The following is a 17,251-nucleotide window of genomic DNA, read 5'->3' on the forward strand; positions in this document are numbered from 1 at the left end:
AAGCTATATCCCTATAAGCACCGATGTTTACAAACATCAATCCATTGTTTATCAAATTCAAATAAGTTGTGTTCTTACCTCAACCGGTGTTAACGATGTTTGCTTTTTAAAGAAACTTGAAAAATGAGATAATTGCTCAAAACCCAAACTATAAGCTATTTCGGAAACGTTCATATCAGTTTGTCGCAGCAATATCTTGGCTTCCTGTATTAAGCGGCTGCTTATATGTTCTGTTGTTGTTTTACCTGTACTTTCCTTTAAAACCTTGTTTAAATGATTGCTGTGAACTGCTAACCTATCGGCATAATCTTTGGCGGTACGCAGGCTTACCCTTTGTTGTGCCGATGCTATGGGGAACTGCCTTTCAAGCAATTCAATAAATAAGGAAGAAACCCGTGCAGATGCATTATGGGTATTATTATAGGTGGTTAAAGGCTCCAGCTTTTGCCCGTAATGGATCATTTCCATTACAAAGTTGCGGATCAGGTCATACTTATACAGGTAATTGGATGCGATCTCCTCCTGCATTTTTTTAAATAACAGTTTTATGTCTTCTGCCTGCTTATCTGAGATCTGGAAAACAGGATACCCACCGGGTCGAAATATGGGCAGTTCATCTAAAACAGCCCCGCTTTTTGATTGCACTAAAAAATCACTCGTAAAAATGCAGAAATAGCCTTTCTGATCAATGTCCTGAGGCACCCATATATATGGGATATGTGGAGTTGCAAATACCAGGGCATTCTTTTCAATATTGATCACCTTGTCAGCATATTCAGCAACGTTGCGGCCCTGTACCAGACTTATCTTATAATATGCCCGCCGATTATACGGCATATGCCCCGGATCTGCTATAAACTTTGATACCAGGTCCTCAACATTGAACACGTTAAAATGCCCTATTTCCTTATTAATACCCTCGGGCAACAACGAATCCACGCTTTGATCAATAGCGGCTGATGTATCTTTATAAAAATCATCTACAGTATAATCTTTCATAATGCATCCGTATTAATTAAATTGAATATGATAAACCATTAATTTACCAAACCGGCATTTTAACCTTATCAAATATAACCTTTTACCAGGGCAACAATACCACACATTTGAATCTGATAAACAATGGATTGAATTGGATAAACTCCCGGCATTTCAGCAACCTACCTTTGTTTCATTAAAAAGCAAGAAAATGGAACTTAAGAATAACACTATATTGATAACAGGCGGGACAAGTGGTTTCGGCCATGAATTTGCCACCAAATTACTCAACCTCGGTAATATCGTAATTATTACCGGCCGGGATCAAACCAAACTCGATCTCATTAAAAAAACACTACCTCAAATCCATACATTTAAAAGCGATGTTAGCGATGCTGAGCAGATTACGCAGTTATACCAACAGGTAACCAGTCAGTTTCCTGATCTTAATATGCTGATTAATAACGCTGGCGAAATGCGCAAGATCAGTCTGCACGATTCTTCAATAGATATAAATGATATCACCCGTGAAATTGATATCAATCTCATAGGTCCTATCCGAATGGTGCAGCAATTTTTGCCTCACCTTAAAAGCAAGCCATCTGCTGCTATATTGAATGTAACATCAGGTATTGCTCTTATCCCCTTCCCTATTGCTCCTATTTATGGTGCTACAAAAGCCGGACTTAGGTCATATACCAAATCCCTGCGCATACAATTAAAAAACACCAATATTAAAGTATTTGAATTAGTTGCACCGGGATCAAAAACACCGCTAAATGATAAGTTTAACAACATGGATGGCTTTGATGAAAAACTATTGATGGAACCGGGCAAATTAATTGATACTGCCATCAAAGGACTACAAAACGACAAATTGGAAATCTACCCTGGTATAGCCCGCTTATTGCTGATTATGAGTCGTATTTTTCCTGCTTTTATGTTAAAACAATTGAGCAAGCCGGGTGCAAAGGAAATGGCAGGATAATAATGGCGCAATGGCATATAATAAGTCGTCCCGTAAATAACCACTCATTAGATTCAGTTTGCAACTGAATCCTCCCGATCGTGAAAATTCACAACTTTCTATCCTCCCGGGTTATAATTAGTATAGTAATTGAAAAAATAATATTATGATATAAAGCTTATTAAATAATATATTTATACCATATTACATGTAGCGTAACATATGCTGCAAAGCCAATTTATTTTAATACTTTTTAAGTACTAATTCTGATTAAACCTGTTTACTTGAAAAAAATATTTGCAATAGCTATGCTTGTGCTGTTCCTTTTTAATTTGGGCGGTTACCAGCTGTTGTTTCAATATTTTATTTATGAGTCGGATGTTTCTATCACCCAGCAGATCAATAACAATAACTATAAACCTGCCGACCTTGTTGAGGTAAAGATCCCTGTCCAACTGAATAATTTTCAAAGCTGGGATGAGTTTAAACCCGTTAGCGGGCAGGTAAAGGTTAAAGATAACTGCTACAATTACGCGGCACTTAAAATGACCCGCGATACCATGTACCTCATGGTTATCCCCAACCATGATAAGGCGCATATCATAAATGCGAAAAATATATACGCCAAACAAATAAATGGCATCCCGCTAAATAAAAAGAGCCACGAGCAAACCACTAAAAAAGCCAATACCCTAAGCGAGTATAATTTACTGGCTTTACAGGATATATATTCCCGCTATGGAATATTTCTTACACAAACCAACAAGCCTGTGTCGCTAAAATTCGACAGGCCTTTTATCGAATCTCCTGTTAAACCGCCGAACTTCATCGGCTAAAACTGCTTTTAAGCTTCCATTCTGCTTTGTATTATTATTACAGAGTGTAATTCAACAAGGTTATTGCAAAAATCTGCATGGGCCTGGTTTATACCTGCTGAATTCAAGTTTATAACAGTTTCACCTTTATGCGGTTAATCTATACGCTTGCAATTAAATGTATAGTTGACAGTATTTTCACCGCACATAATCACCTTTTTACTTAAAATCATTTCAATTAATAAAGATGATGAAATCTTTACTTCTGTATTTTTATAGATACTGCTTACTCATATGCTGTTGCCTGGCCCTGCCTAAAATGGTTAGTGCCCAAACAGATGCCGATGCCCTCATGATTCCTAAGAATTTTTATTGCGCGGGTGCTATGTTTACCAACAACTCCTGGAAAAATTACTGGGAAGGAACTTTTAAGCGTGATAATGGCAACTTAGGCACCCTAACTACAAACACCTACAGTATTTTTGGCAACTATGGTATTTTCAATAATCTCGATGTTTTATTTAATGTACCCTATGTTACAACCAACGCGTCAGCCGGAACGCTCAAGGGGCAGCAAGGCTTTCAGGATCTTTCGCTTACACTTAAATGGGAGCCTTATAAAACAAAGATTGGCACAGGTATTTTCAGCACTTATGCCTTCCTTCAGGGTTCCACGCCGTTAAGTAATTACCAGCCGGATTTTCAGCCAATGTCAATCGGTTTGCATAGCGAGGCAGCGGCAATCAGAGCACTGGTTAATTATCAGATCAGCGGGTTTTTTCTTTCGGCATCGGGCCAGTACATCAGGCGTAATGATATCACCATTGATCGCACTGCATACTACACAACCTATTTAATAAATAGTAACCGTGTTGATATCCCAAATGCCAATAATTACATGCTCAGCGCCGGGTACCGCAGTCCGCAGTTTAATGCACAGTTTATGTTTGAACAGTTTACCTCATTGGGAGGGTTCGATATCCGCAAAAATGATATGCCTTTCCCAAGTAACACCATGAATTATTCTGAAGCCGGCGTACTATTTAAATACAGCTTCGATAGGGTTGCCGGGCTGGAGCTTACTGCCGGCGGCAATTATATTTTAAATGGCAGAAACGTGGGCCAAAGTACAACCATTTACGGTGGTGTGCTTTACCTGTTCAATCTTTCAAAAACCAAATAAAAACAACCGACATGAAAAAGTATATACTACACAAATTCACACTGGTTGCTTTATTAGCACCTGTTTTTTTAGTGTCATGCAATAAAAATGTAATTGACCCAACCAGTAAGTATACAGCGCTCGATCCAACTAATATTGATCTGAATGCCGACACCTGGAAACCTATCCTCGTAACTGATCCAACCGTATTTACCGTTGCAGCGCCTGATGCTGTTACTTCGCCTGCATATGTTAATGATCTGAATGAGATCAAAGGATACCAAAGCGGTTTAACCAGCGATCAGCAGGCGATAATTAATTACTGGAGCGCGGGTGCCGTATTACGATGGAACGAGATTCTGCGTGATCTGGTGGCTAAACACAATTTACCTCCATATCAAAATGATGATGGGAGCTATCCATTTCCAAGTTCCACCAATCCGTTCGCTTACCCGCAGTTCCCGTTCTCTAACCCTCCATATGCGGCACGGGCTTACGCTTATGTGAGCGCGGCCCAGTATGATGCGTTGGTAACTGCTTATCACTTTAAAAAGCTGTATAACCGTGCAGCGCCTTACAATATGCAGGGCATACAGGCATTAATACCCAAATCGGCTTTGCCATCATACCCAAGCGAGGATGCTGTGGTAGCTGGCGCTACTGTGGAGATCATGAAGTTATTGTTCCCAACGGAAGTGGCTTACATAGAGCAAAAAGCCGCTGAAGAAATGCAATACCGCATAATGGCAGGTGCTAATGTGCGTGGCGAGCTAACCGCGGGCCAGTTGTTAGGCACACAGGTAGCTGATGTATTTGCAGCACGTGCACGTGCCGACAGGGCCGGAAAAGCCATCGGAACACCGGCGGAATGGTTATCATTACAAAGCAACGCAACCTCACGCGGCGATCAGTATTGGGTGAGCCTTGAATCACCTGCACGCCCGCCTCAATTGCCCTTATTCAGCAAAGTGATCCCGTTTTTGTTTGATACCCTTACCGTTGTGACAATGCGCCCGGGCCCGCCAAATTTAGCAGGCTCACCGGCCTTTCAAAAAGAAGTAGCTGAAGTACTTTACTATAGCCAGAACGCTACCCGCGATCAGCAGGCACAGGTTAGTTTCTGGGCTGATGGCCCCGGCACTTATACCCCTGCCGGACATTGGAACGCAATCGCTGCCGCCGAGTTTGTAAAGCAAAATTACAGCGAGGTACGCTGGGCACGCAATTTCGCCCTGCTTAACATGGCCGAAATGGATGCCGCAATCTGCTGCTGGGATACCAAATATTTCTATTTTAACGAGCGGCCTACACAGGCTAATCCTAAAATTAAAACCTATACCGGCATCCCCAATTTTCCATCATACACCTCGGGGCACTCCAATTTTAGTAGCGCCGCGGCAACTGTGTTAACCTACTTATTGCCTGATAGAGGTACAAAGTTTACCGATCTGGCTCAGCAGGCTGCACTATCAAGGCTATATGGCGCTATACATTACCGCAGCGATATTGAGATAGGGTCGCAAACAGGTGCCAAAGTGGGCCAATATGCGGTACAACGCGGACAAACAGACGGCGCCGGAAATTAATTATCAATCCATTTAAATAACCAATAAAAGCAGGTTAGCTCCTTAAATAAATAGCGAACCTAAGCAACCTAAGATTAAAAGAAATTATGAAAACTATAACAAGAACTACTTTAACAATTTGCTTACTTACTTTACTTGTACAAACACAAACATTCGCACAGGGCTGCGTAGCCATCAGGAGTACAGGTGGTATCTGTGTGATGAATGAACACCCCGACAGCACTGAAACAAACGGTAAAAAAGGTTACTGGATATATAATAATAACGACCGTTACTATAAATCGTTCAGGCACTTTATAGGCAAGCAGGAACAGTTTCAGCGCACTGCCTTGCACAACAATGTTATCAACAAGGTTTTTACCCAGGATAACACCTTTACAAGGGTATTTGACGATCGCTGGTCGGTATCCGCTGATCTGCCGATCGCTGATAACAGCCGTTCACAATTGGCAGGTACCGGCCGTTTCAGTACGCATTCGTTTGGTATAGGCGATATCAGCGTTACCGGTTTGTACTGGCTTTTCGACCCCAAAAAAGCTACGAAAGGAAATATCCAGGCCGGTTTGGGCCTGAAATTCGCTACCGGGCAGTATGATTACCAGGATTACTTTAAAACTGCCAGCGGCAGCAGAGTATTGGCCCCGGTTGATCAATCGATACAATTAGGCGATGGTGGTACAGGTGTAGCCCTTACAGTAAATGCCTACTACAATTTCACCCATACCTTTGGCTTATATGGCAACTTCTTTTATTTAGCAAACCCACGCGATGTAAACGGCACTCCAACATCTACAACCACTCCTGCCAGCGCTACCAAAATTGCTGTTACCAGCGATGTGGAGAGCGTACCCGATCAGTACCTGATCCGCTTTGGAGCAAGCCTGGCCGTGCATAAGTTCAATTTCTCATTAGGCATGCGCGATGATTGCTTACCGGTACATGACCTTATAGGCGGTAGTGACGGTTTCAGAAGGCCGGGTTATATTATAGCTGCTGAACCCGGTATAACTTACAGCTTTAAAAATATCGCCTTATACGCGTACGTGCCAATCGCTATTATCCGCGACCGAACACAAAGCGTACCCGATATTCGCCAAACTGAACTTACCGGTACTTACGCACATGGCGATGCCGCTTTTGCTGATTATGTAGTGAATGTGGGTATCTCTGTTAAATTTTAACCTCCACTAAATAATAAAAGCTAAGCCTTATTATCAATAGCTGATAATAGGCTTACGCTTTTAATAAGCACTTAATTCTTTTGCCAATTACTTTTATATTTTTACCATACCAAATTGATCAGCCTCAAAATGAAGAATATTCTTATTCTTTTATGCATCCTTTTCCCGGCATTATTCTTCTCCTGCAAAAAGGCTACGCTATTTGAGCAAATACCCGCATCATACTCAGGTATAGATTTCAACAATAAAATAACAGAGAGTTTTAGTATTAACCCTTTGGATAAGATCAACATTTATAACGGTGGCGGCGTAGGCGTAGGTGATTTTAATGGCGACGGGCTACAGGATATTTATTTTGTGGGCAACCAGATATCAAACCGCTTATACCTTAATAAAGGCAATATGAAGTTTGAGGATGTTACTGCCGAGGCTGGTGTAGGCGGTATAGGCGGCTGGGGAAGAGGTGTTGCCGTTGTAGATATTAACAATGACGGTTGGCCGGATATCTATGTTTGCAATACCCTATTAGATGACTCAACCAAAAGGCGAAACCTGCTCTATATAAACCAGGGACCGGATAAAAATGGCGTGCCTCATTTTAAAGAAATGGCTGCCGAATATGGTTTGGACCTTACCGTGCAATCAACCATGGCTACATTCTTTGATTATGACAATGACGGCGACCTGGATATGTATCTCACCGTTAATGAAGCCGACCCAATTGGCACAAGTTTATTCAGGGCTGCTAAAAAAGGTGAGATTAAGGGTTCGGGCAGGCTTTTCCGCAATGATTGGGACCCTGTTTTAAAGCACCCGGTATTTCATGATGTTTCAAAACAAGCAGGTATTCTTAAAGAAGGCTTTGGCCATGCCGCCACTATTGTTGATATTAATCGGGATGGCTGGAAGGATATTTATATCACCAATGATTTTTTGCCCGACAATATCCTGTTCATCAACAATCACGACGGTACCTTTACTGATAGATCAAAGGAATATTTTAAGCATACGTCCTTAAACGCCATGGGGCAGGATATTGAGGATATTAATAATGATGGCCTTGCTGATATTGTTGAGCTGGACATGAACCCGCCCGATAATTTCCGCAACAAAATGTTCATGGGAAACGACAATTACTCGTACTATAAAAACTTCAATCATTATGGCCATCAGTACCAGTTTTCGCGTAATACATTGCAATTGAACCAGGGGCCGCGTGTAGGGCAAAATGATTCAATAGGTGATCCGGAATTTAGTGAGATCTCTTTTTTAAGTAACATAGCCCAGACCGACTGGAGCTGGTGTCCGCTGCTCACTGATTTTGACAATGATGGTTACCGCGACCTGATCATAACCACAGGCTACCCCAGGGATGTAGCCGATCATGATTTTATGAACTTCAGGGCGCAATCTTATTTTACGGAGAGCAAGTTGAAAATTCTCGATCAGATACCGATAGTAAAGATCCCAAACTTTGCTTTCAGAAATAATGGCCATCTGCAATTTGAGGATGTAACCGCTAATTGGGGATTCGAAAAGCCTGCATTCTCCAATGGCGCGGTATATGCCGATCTCGATAATGATGGCGACATGGATGTGATCATCAACAATATTAATGATGAGGCTATGATCTACAAAAACACCCTCCGCGAAAAAAATAAAGACAACTCGCATTACTTACATATAAAATTTCAGGGTGGTGAGCTTAACAGGGACGGCATAGGCGCTTTTGCTGATATCTATTATGATCATGGCAAACACCAGGTTTATGAGAACAATCCGTTCAGGGGCTATATATCAACCATACAAAACATGGCCCATTTTGGTCTTGGTAAAATTGCCGTGCTCGATTCAGTTGTTATAAGCTGGCAGAATGGCAAAAAACAAGTATTACTAAATGTAAAAGCCGATCGTATGCTCACGGTAAGCATAGCAAACGCGTCAACGCTTTATCCAAACAAGCAACCCGAAATTGATAAAGAATCCCTTTTCCGTGAAGTGACGAAAATGCTGGGCGTAAACTATACCAACCAGGATAGCGATTTTGTCGACTTTAATATCCAAACATTGTTGCCGCATAAGCTCTCAGAATATTCGCCCGGTTTGGCAGTTGGCGATGTGGATGGTAATGGGTTTGATGATATTGTAGTAGGCGGCACATCCCGTTACCCGGCTCAACTATTTTTACAGCAACGCGATGGCAAATTTATCCAGCGGGCTCTATTGCCACCGGGCAATAATAACCCCTATAAAAACATTAAAGACGAGGGCCTGCTTTTGTTTGATGCCAATGGCGACGGCAAACTTGATCTATACATAGCAAGCGGCGGTTACGCCAACGCATCTGGTTCACCTCTTTACCAGGACAAGCTTTATATTAACGATGGCAAGGGCAATTTTAAAGAGGCTGTGGGTGCCCTGCCTCAAAACTATACCAGTAAGCTCTGTGTAAGGGCAGTCGACTATAACAAAGATGGCAAGCTCGATCTGTTTGTATCAGGCAGGGTTGATCCGTGGCATTACCCTAAACCGGTATCGAGTATGATACTGCGTAATGATAGCAAGAAGGGCCAGGTAAAATTTACGGATGTAACCAAATCGGTAGCAAAGGATCTGAAAAATATCGGATTGGTTAGCGATGCGCTGTTCACTGATTTTGACAATGACGGTTGGCCCGACCTGATTTTGGCTGGTGAATGGATGCCGGTAACTTTCCTAAAAAATGACCACGGCGTATTCAAAAATGTAACGGCAGCTACTGGCCTGGGTAACAAGCTGGGCTGGTGGAATACCATAGCAGCCGGTGATTTCAGGCACAGCGGCAAAATGGATTATATAGTTGGGAACGTTGGCTTAAATACCCTGTTCAAAGCAAGCGACCAATACCCGGTTTATATAACCGCTAAAGATTTTGATAACAATGGCAGTTATGATGCTTTTCCATCTATCTTTTTAAAAGATGTGGATGGTAAAATGCAGGAGTTCCCGCTGCATACCCGCGATGATGTTGTTAAACAGATGCTGAGCATGCGGGTAAAATTCCAGAACTATAAATCGTTTGCAACGGCTACTATGGACCAGGTGATAACGCCCGACATGCGCAAAGGCGCTATCAGGCTCAAGGCAAATATGCTGCAGTCGGTTTACCTGCGTAATGATGGTAATGGTAAATTTACCATGATACCACTGCCGCTTGAGGCGCAGTTCTCGCAGCTATCGGGCATGTGCGTTGATGATTTTAATGGCGATGGCAACCCCGACATTATTTTAAGCGGAAATGATTACGGAACTGAGTTAACCATGGGCCGTTACGATGCTTTTAACGGCTTAATGTTGGCAGGCGATGGTAAAGGTAATTTTAAACCACTGAGCATTTTACAAAGCGGTATATACATACCTGGCAATGCCAAAGCATTGGTTAAACTGGTAGGCGCAAACCAAAAGTATCTGCTTGCCGCCAGCCAGAACAAAGAGCCACTAAAAATATTTGAACTTAAAAAAGAGGCGCATCCCATTAAAATACAAGCCATGGATAGCTACGCCATTATAACCTACAAAAATGGCAAAACTGTTAAAAAGGAGTTTTATTACGGCGATTCCTTTCTATCACAATCCAGCAGGTTTATTGATGTGGATAACAGCATGTCGGCAATTAGTATTACGGATAGTTATGGGCATACACGTAATGTAGTGCTACCTGACGCCCATGGAAAATAATAATAGGCTATTGCGCTTTTATGAGAAAGGTGTGCCACTTCATTTCACTTTATAGCAGTATAGGTAAAGTTCTTAAACTTAACATCTCCATCCCCCATTGCGCAAAGCCCTAGTCGCAAACTTAAAAAGCCGCTGAGTACATTATGGTTATATCCGGATACTTCAACAGAGTTTTCTATTTTATTCCATTTTTGCCCGTCAATGCTGTAATACATGTCAACCGTATTCTTAATGTTTTTTAGGCGCAGAAATACGTGGCGCTTTATCGCCGCTTTTTCGGTTGGGAACTGCCATCCCCTTAGATTTGCCAGTATATTCTCCTTATCCGCCAAAATTCCCGAATAATATTTATTGTTATAAAAAAGCACTAATCCCCCTGTAGCATTCCCCTCTATAAATAGCTCTACCTGTGCTATGTAGGAATGATTTGATGGAATGCAAAGTAATGGCGCACAATCACCAACGGAATTTCCCTTGCCTTTTATTACTAAGGCTTTATCAATAAAATGAAATCTGCTGGTGTCATACTCCCCAAAAAATTGCCATTGTGGTTTTAAATCACTACCTGCGAAATTGTCATTTAGTGAGAAGCTTGTATTGGAGATCCTGTTTAATGGTTTTAAAATTGGAGCATCTGCTTTGATATTGTCCGGCGTTTTATACCAGCCATCTTTTGTCCATTCAATAGGTTCCAGCAGGGTTTGGCGGCCCATATTATAATACCCGTTTTCATAACCGTGGAAAATCATCCACCATTTTCCGTTTGGGCCCTCAAATGGGGTTCCATGCCCCTTTGACCACCATTTTTCTGAATTATCTTTTGTGCGGATTATAGGATTATAAGGCGAGTTTTTCCAGGGGCCAAAAGGCGAGTTAGAACGTACCGAGATCACCATATGGCTTGTTCCGGGGCCAGCAGTACCGCCTTCAGCAACTGTTAAATAGTAATAATCGCCCCGTTTGGTAACTTTAGGACCCTCCATACAAAAACATTCTATCGACCATTCCCTCGGTATTTCCCAGCCACTGTAAGCAGGTTTAAGTGGCCCGGTTATCGAAAGCCCGTCATCCGCTAAAGGAACATAGCCGCCATTATTGAAATACAAGTATCGCTTCCCCTCAGCATCTGTAAAATGCCCCGGATCAATATAGCCAATCTTCAGATCCACCGGATCGCTCCATGGGCCGTTAATTGAATTGGCCGTGACTACATAATTTGTATTACCAGCCGGAAAATAGATGTAATATTTATCCTTGTATTTAACCAGGGCCGGGGCCCAAACAGAACCTACATATTTATGTAGTGCATGTGCTACCGGTGTCCAATTGACCAGGTCTTTTGAATGCCAGATCAATAAGCCCGGGTAATAATCAAAAGACGAGTGAACTATGTAATAATCATCACCATCGCGCAATATGCTTGGGTCAGGATAATCGCCCGAAAAAATTGGATTTAAATAATAGCCATCCCCTTTTATATTGGTAGTTGTTTGCTGTTGCGCATTTAATAGATACGCCAATAGCATAAACATAATTATTGCAAATATTTTCTTCATATTGATCACCATCGTTATAGATTAAAAGTTTGGCTGATAACACAAAACTTTATTGCAAGCTATTAATATTTTTACGATTTGATACAGCTTCGGCCTTACCTTTTAAGCATTTATAATTAACCGGATTAATTCCTAATTTTATAGCTAAAATAAGTCGCTATTATGACCAAGTTAGCCCAGGCATTTCAAGCATTTGATGACTATAACAAACAGGACCCTCATGCATTTACCTGGGATGGCCTTACCTATCCGCAGGAATATTTTTTAGCATTAAAGCTATATGAGTGGGTGCTAAAATTAAATCCTGATGCAGATGAGGAGCTTTTATTAGCATCGCGCAGCCAGCATATTGGCAGATGGGAAATCCCGCGTGAGAGCTATCCTGATGGCAGAGAAGCCTATTTAAAATGGCGCAAGGACCTCGCCTTGTTTCACGCTGAAAAAGCGTCATCAATTATGCAAGCAGTTGGATATAATGAGGAGCAAATTGCACGCGTAAGGCAAATTATTTTAAAACAAAAGCTAAAGGTTGATGCCGATGTGCAAACCATAGAGAATGCACTCTGTTTAGTATTTCTTGAATTTCAATATGAAGATTTTTACCCCAAACATCCCCCTGAAAAAGTAGTGAACATACTGAGGAAATCGCTATTAAAAATGGATAGTCATGGCCATCAGTTTGCCCTCAATTTAAAATTTTCAGACCAGGGGCTCCATTATATTAATGAGGCTTTAAACAGCATCAAACAAAACCAATAATTAAATATTTACGGTTGGAGTTTTACTTTGTAAGCTCCTTTATAACTATATACGGTATAGCTGCAAATAAACTGTGCTGAGTATTTGGCTATAAAACAGGCAATAATTATCGGTATAAAAAGCACATAACCACCTGGCACCAGGCTGCAGGTTAAGAATGCCGATGTTAGGGGCGCATGTATAGCTGCGCTTAAAGCAGAGGCTGCACCTACCAGCGCAAAGTTTAAAACGATAAACTGGGTATTAAAAAAGTGGTTTATCATTACAGCAAACAACATTCCCAATACCGCGCCCGAAACAATGCTCGGGGCAAATACACCGCCATCTCCGCCTGCCCCCAATGTAAGCGACGCTACAACGGGCTTTAGTATAACTATCGCTAAAAGCAACAACACAAAATTTATAGTAAATGGTTGATGCTGGATCTGATTTAACAAACCAGGTATAGCGTGATAGCTGTCACCATATAATTGCGGCATGCATAGTATAGATAACCCAACCAAAATAGCGCCGACGTTTACTCTTATAAAGTTGTTGTTAATCTTCCCGAATCTATCTTTAAGGAAAATTACAACTTTAGTAAAATAGACAGCCACGAAACCCGACAGTATGCTCAGTATAATTAAGTATGGAACTGCATGAAAATTCCAGCTGGTTACCGTAAAATTAAATAGCGTATTGTGGTCAAAAATGAACATGAACCCCCATGCTATTAAAGCAGAACAGGCACAGCTAATGAATATTGTTTTGGTAAGCTTTTTGGCAATCACTTCAACAGCAAACAGAAAACCGGCCAGTGGGCTCCCAAATAAGGTGGCAACCCCGGCAGCAACCCCGGCACATATCAGTTCCGTTTTATAAATATTGGCGATTGATTTCCTTTTATAAGCGGCCGAACCAATAGCAGCCGTTGCCACAACTGTTGATACTTCGATACCCGTAGAGCCACCAAAAATTACGGTTAAAAACCCATTAAAGTAATGCGATGGAATTTTATAAGCAGGTAATTCGTCGCGCCTGTTCTCAATGGTTTGATATATTTCTTTGATGCCCTTATTTGCCTTACCCTTAAATAAATATTTCCTTAAAAAGTAGATCGCGGTGATGCCGATTGTTGGAAGCAAAACAAACAGTAACGGAAAATTACTGGCCTTTTGTAAAATATGATCTTCATAAAACCCTGTTACTTTCTTTAAAGAATCTGCAAGAAGTATTGAAAATACGGCAACAATTATTGAAACGATAATTAGCTTGAAATAATGAAATCGGATAATAGCTTTTCGCATAAAATATAAAATAGAATTTACTGGGTTTGATTAATGACTAATGTTATGAGTTGTCCTGATCATTTTTTATGATACCTGAATTATTGCAAAAGTAAAATTTATCCGTATTCCTTTAGTCATTTTATGGCAATTTATATTGCATGTGCAATGTTTTATTGCATCATATTTTCAATCACCGTATTATTGTATGTCTTTTGCAGTATTATAAGCATGAGATTAATTGCAAGATTTAATAATTTCTGAATGATAAAAAATCAACACCAGTGCGACCTTAATACTTGCTTTTTGTGTACAACCTGCTTAAGTGACTGGAAACCTGCGATTGAAGCAAATAAAAAAAATCTGCTCATAAAAAGAGGCCAAGAAATTTTTAAGGAGGGTGACCCGGTAACCGGCATCTACTTTGTATATGAAGGAAATATTAAGGTGCATAAAAAATGGGATAACGAAAAAGAACTTATCATCAGGTTTGCCACAAAAGGTGACATATTAGGGCATCTTGGATTAGACGGTAGTAATATTTATCCCGCATCGGCTACCGCCCTGGAAACAGCAACCATTTGCTACCTGCCGATGAATTTCTTTGAATCATCCCTAAAAATAAATAATGAGTTTGCGATAAAACTGATGCGTTTTTTTGCGGGTGAATTGCAAAAGTCAGAAAAAAGGATGCGCAATTTGGTGCATATGCCGGTAAAAGCGCGCGTAGCACAGGCTATTATTACGTTAAAAAATCAGTTTGGTGTAAATGCTGATGGTTTTATTGATATTGAACTGACAAGGCAGGATCTCGCCTCATTTTCAGGTGCCGCTTATGAATCTTTATTCCGGACCATTAATGATTTGGTAACAGATAATATGATAACGATTTCAGGGAAAAGCATGACTATTAAAAATGAACATGAGTTGCTACAATTGATCTCAAAAGCCGAATATTAACTATGCCTTCTGATAAAAGCAACATACCCTTAACACTTGTTTATAAAGGCGAATATTACCCTATACGCACCTATGTAAATGAGTATTGCAGCCTGATGACCCTGGTCTCTAACCGTTTAGCGATTCCCGGTTTTGGCTTATGCTGTGGTATGGGAAGCTGTGGTACCTGTATGGTTATGATGGGCAGTAAACATTCTTCAATCTCCAGACCGGTTTTGGCATGCGATATTCAAGTCGATGACGAACTCTCCAATACACAAATTAATATTCCTGAAACACGGTACTAATTTTAAAAACCGCTTAATAGCCATTTTACAATTTTCATGAAAAAACATCTACGAAGACACGCCAGAACCGCGAAGTTTATATTTTACAAAGAAACCCTTATTGATTATAAAGAACACATTTGGACATTCTTAGGTTCATTCGCTGGTATTGGTTTAATTGGCTGGATGCAAAGCAAGCAGTTTAGTGTGTCCGATAACATCTTTTTGATCGGCTCATTTGGGGCATCTTCGGTATTGATCTACGGTATCATTAACAGTCCGCTGGCGCAACCCCGCAACCTGATAGGCGGCCATGTGGTTTGCGCGCTGGTTGGTGTTACCGTTTATAAGCTAATCCCCGATCAGTTATGGCTATCCTCTGCTCTATCGGTTTCCATTGCTATTGTACTCATGCAAATAACTAAAACCCTACACCCGCCGGGCGGTGCCACTGCTTTGATAGCCAATATTGGTTCGGCAAAAATAAAAGCGTTGGGTTACCTGTATGTATTAAGTCCGGTGCTATCCGGTGCTTGCATATTACTACTGGTAGCCATCGTTTTTAATAACCGCACCTCGCACCGCAGTTATCCCAATAATAAAAGGTTTGGCGAAGGTATAAACGCTAACCAGGCAAGGCCAGCTTTAAAAAACGGCTTTTTACATTTGTTTAAAAGGCAATAATGGTAAACGCTCAGGTTATAAGCATATCATAGGTGTTCGGAAGATGGGAAAAAGAAGCATTGGCCTTGTGCGATTCCCGCCTTGGGGCGGGGAGGGTGGGGTTTAACAGCTTATTTGGTGTATAAACCCCTCCCTGCCACTTCACATCCAACCACACCCCTCCCGTCGGGAGGGAATTAAAAACAGAAAATACAATCTTCCGAACACTTATGATACGCATATGAAAAAGATAAGTCAATTTTTCAGGATCAGAATTAATAATCCTATATTAATACAGTTAACGATTTTTTTTATTTTCGTAACGCACATCAGGCAATATATTATAAGCTTATGAATCCGGATTCACAGAATGTAACAGACTACACCAATAACAATACCATATTTATGGTCTGGAGTTTTAAGGACAACCTGGAGGTTAGGGATACTTTTAACCAGGTTTGCAGTTTGCTTATCAATCTTAATAATTCCGCAAATGTCCGTTTCCCGGTTTCAAGGGCAAGCTGTGTAATGGGAATCGGGTATGATGCATGGCTACGGCTTGGGCTTCCTGTTCCATTGCCTAAAGAATTAGCAGATTTTGCGCCCATCATTGGCGATAAACACACGGCAGTTTCTTCTAAAGGAGACTTACATTTTCATATAAGAGCAGATAACACAAGTATATGCTATGATATGGCATCCGCAATAGCAGACATTTTGGCCCCGGTGGCAATCAGTATAGAAGAAATTCATGGTTTCAGGTATTGGGACAGTCGCTCTATTTTAGGTTTTGTTGATGGTACTGAAAATCCTCATGGACAGGACAGGGAATACTTTGGTATACTAGGAGATGATGATCCTGTTTATAAAGGCGGAAGCTATCTTTTTGTACAAAAGTACGTTCATGATCTAACAGCCTGGAAAGGCCTTTCGACCGAGCAACAGGAGAAAGTGATCGGGCGGTCTAAATCCAATGATATAGAAATGGCCGATGAGGTAAAGCCCTCCAATTCACATATAGCTTTGGCCAATGTTGGTGATGACTTTAAAATTGTTCGTGATAATATGCCTTTTGGCAACATGTCAACCAATGAAATGGGTACTTATTTCATTGCTTATGCAAGCACATTCACCACGGTACAAAAAATGTTGAATAACATGTTTATTGGCTCCCCTAAAGGAAATTATGACAGGATACTGGATTTCAGCACACCAAAAACGGGTAGCTTATTTTTTGTACCAACGTTTAATATGATAGATGATTTTTCATCAAACTAAACTTCAGCCCTGCGGCCACTGCTGCCGCATAACTATAAACTTGTACTTTTAATATAGTATCTCACCGTTAGCACTAAACGAACACAAATCATTATGGC

At 40.9% G+C, this 17,251-nt stretch carries 14 protein-coding genes; 11 read left to right on the forward strand and 3 right to left on the reverse strand.

All coding sequences use genetic code 11. The features are described from left to right. Window positions 1–57 precede the first annotated feature (57 nt). Window positions 58–999 carry a helix-turn-helix domain-containing protein gene (locus BLU33_RS16860; protein WP_091375599.1) on the reverse strand — a complete coding sequence of 314 codons (942 nt, stop codon included), beginning with the start codon at window positions 997–999 and terminating at the stop codon, window positions 58–60. 190 nt (window positions 1,000–1,189) lie between these two features. Here BLU33_RS16860 and BLU33_RS16865 point away from each other — a divergent pair, with 190 nt between their 5' ends. From BLU33_RS16865 to BLU33_RS16890, 6 genes are all read left to right on the forward strand, one after another. Then, the gene (locus BLU33_RS16865) at window positions 1,190–1,966 is read left to right on the forward strand and encodes an SDR family oxidoreductase (RefSeq protein ID WP_091380742.1); all 777 of its coding nucleotides are present in this window, start codon (window positions 1,190–1,192) and stop codon (window positions 1,964–1,966) included. A gap of 263 nt (window positions 1,967–2,229) precedes the next feature. Beyond that, a complete protein-coding gene (locus BLU33_RS16870) occupies window positions 2,230–2,781 on the forward strand; it encodes a hypothetical protein (protein WP_157682194.1) in 552 nt (183 codons plus the stop codon). 226 nt (window positions 2,782–3,007) lie between these two features. Beyond that, on the forward strand, window positions 3,008–3,943 hold the full coding sequence (locus BLU33_RS16875) for a hypothetical protein (RefSeq protein ID WP_157682196.1): 936 nt from the start codon (window positions 3,008–3,010) through the stop codon (window positions 3,941–3,943). An 11-nt stretch (window positions 3,944–3,954) separates the two neighbouring features. Continuing rightward, a complete protein-coding gene (locus BLU33_RS16880; protein WP_091375607.1) occupies window positions 3,955–5,508 on the forward strand; it encodes a phosphatase PAP2 family protein in 1,554 nt (517 codons plus the stop codon). 86 nt (window positions 5,509–5,594) lie between these two features. After that, a complete protein-coding gene (locus BLU33_RS16885) occupies window positions 5,595–6,689 on the forward strand; it encodes a transporter family protein (RefSeq protein WP_091375610.1) in 1,095 nt (364 codons plus the stop codon). Window positions 6,690–6,818: 129 nt separating this feature from the next. Continuing rightward, complete coding sequence (locus tag BLU33_RS16890; protein WP_091375613.1) at window positions 6,819–10,406, forward strand: VCBS repeat-containing protein; 3,588 nt, start codon at window positions 6,819–6,821, stop codon at window positions 10,404–10,406. Window positions 10,407–10,450: 44 nt separating this feature from the next. Here BLU33_RS16890 and BLU33_RS16895 read toward each other — a convergent pair whose 3' ends face one another. Next, window positions 10,451–11,962, reverse strand: coding sequence for a family 43 glycosylhydrolase (locus BLU33_RS16895; protein WP_091380745.1), 1,512 nt, complete (start codon window positions 11,960–11,962; stop codon window positions 10,451–10,453). 162 nt (window positions 11,963–12,124) lie between these two features. Here BLU33_RS16895 and BLU33_RS16900 point away from each other — a divergent pair, with 162 nt between their 5' ends. Further along, complete coding sequence (locus BLU33_RS16900) at window positions 12,125–12,721, forward strand: DUF4202 domain-containing protein (RefSeq protein ID WP_091375616.1); 597 nt, start codon at window positions 12,125–12,127, stop codon at window positions 12,719–12,721. Between the two features lie 8 nt (window positions 12,722–12,729). Here BLU33_RS16900 and BLU33_RS16905 read toward each other — a convergent pair whose 3' ends face one another. Next, a complete protein-coding gene (locus BLU33_RS16905; protein ID WP_091375621.1) occupies window positions 12,730–14,007 on the reverse strand; it encodes a chloride channel protein in 1,278 nt (425 codons plus the stop codon). A gap of 243 nt (window positions 14,008–14,250) precedes the next feature. On the opposite strand from BLU33_RS16905, the gene BLU33_RS16910 reads away from it, so the two are divergent. The 4 genes from BLU33_RS16910 to BLU33_RS16925 all read left to right on the forward strand — a co-directional run bounded on the left by BLU33_RS16910 (window position 14,251) and on the right by BLU33_RS16925 (window position 17,153). After that, window positions 14,251–14,946, forward strand: a complete 696-nt coding sequence (locus BLU33_RS16910; RefSeq protein ID WP_091375623.1) for a Crp/Fnr family transcriptional regulator — start codon at window positions 14,251–14,253, stop codon at window positions 14,944–14,946. Between the two features lie 2 nt (window positions 14,947–14,948). Then, complete coding sequence (locus BLU33_RS16915; RefSeq protein ID WP_091375626.1) at window positions 14,949–15,233, forward strand: hypothetical protein; 285 nt, start codon at window positions 14,949–14,951, stop codon at window positions 15,231–15,233. A 36-nt stretch (window positions 15,234–15,269) separates the two neighbouring features. Then, on the forward strand, window positions 15,270–15,896 hold the full coding sequence (locus tag BLU33_RS16920; RefSeq protein WP_091375629.1) for an HPP family protein: 627 nt from the start codon (window positions 15,270–15,272) through the stop codon (window positions 15,894–15,896). 330 nt (window positions 15,897–16,226) lie between these two features. Beyond that, complete coding sequence (locus tag BLU33_RS16925; protein ID WP_091375632.1) at window positions 16,227–17,153, forward strand: Dyp-type peroxidase; 927 nt, start codon at window positions 16,227–16,229, stop codon at window positions 17,151–17,153. The last annotated feature ends 98 nt before the right edge of the window (window positions 17,154–17,251 follow it).

Origin of the sequence: Mucilaginibacter mallensis, from assembly GCF_900105165.1 — a bacterium.
GTDB lineage: Bacteria > Bacteroidota > Bacteroidia > Sphingobacteriales > Sphingobacteriaceae > Mucilaginibacter > Mucilaginibacter mallensis.

Bases quoted from the DNA above. Each gene is read 5' to 3' on its own strand.
- BLU33_RS16925 (WP_091375632.1), top strand. From the start codon at position 16,227: ATGAATCCGGATTCACAGAATGTAACAGACTACACCAATAACAATACC.
- BLU33_RS16900 (WP_091375616.1), top strand. From the start codon at position 12,125: ATGACCAAGTTAGCCCAGGCATTTCAAGCATTTGATGACTATAACAAA.
- BLU33_RS16875 (WP_157682196.1), top strand. From the start codon at position 3,008: ATGATGAAATCTTTACTTCTGTATTTTTATAGATACTGCTTACTCATA.
- BLU33_RS16860 (WP_091375599.1), bottom strand. From the start codon at position 999: ATGAAAGATTATACTGTAGATGATTTTTATAAAGATACATCAGCCGCT.
- BLU33_RS16895 (WP_091380745.1), bottom strand. From the start codon at position 11,962: ATGAAGAAAATATTTGCAATAATTATGTTTATGCTATTGGCGTATCTA.
- BLU33_RS16920 (WP_091375629.1), top strand. From the start codon at position 15,270: ATGAAAAAACATCTACGAAGACACGCCAGAACCGCGAAGTTTATATTT.
- BLU33_RS16910 (WP_091375623.1), top strand. From the start codon at position 14,251: ATGATAAAAAATCAACACCAGTGCGACCTTAATACTTGCTTTTTGTGT.
- BLU33_RS16890 (WP_091375613.1), top strand. From the start codon at position 6,819: ATGAAGAATATTCTTATTCTTTTATGCATCCTTTTCCCGGCATTATTC.
- BLU33_RS16880 (WP_091375607.1), top strand. From the start codon at position 3,955: ATGAAAAAGTATATACTACACAAATTCACACTGGTTGCTTTATTAGCA.
- BLU33_RS16905 (WP_091375621.1), bottom strand. From the start codon at position 14,007: ATGCGAAAAGCTATTATCCGATTTCATTATTTCAAGCTAATTATCGTT.
- BLU33_RS16885 (WP_091375610.1), top strand. From the start codon at position 5,595: ATGAAAACTATAACAAGAACTACTTTAACAATTTGCTTACTTACTTTA.
- BLU33_RS16865 (WP_091380742.1), top strand. From the start codon at position 1,190: ATGGAACTTAAGAATAACACTATATTGATAACAGGCGGGACAAGTGGT.
- BLU33_RS16915 (WP_091375626.1), top strand. From the start codon at position 14,949: ATGCCTTCTGATAAAAGCAACATACCCTTAACACTTGTTTATAAAGGC.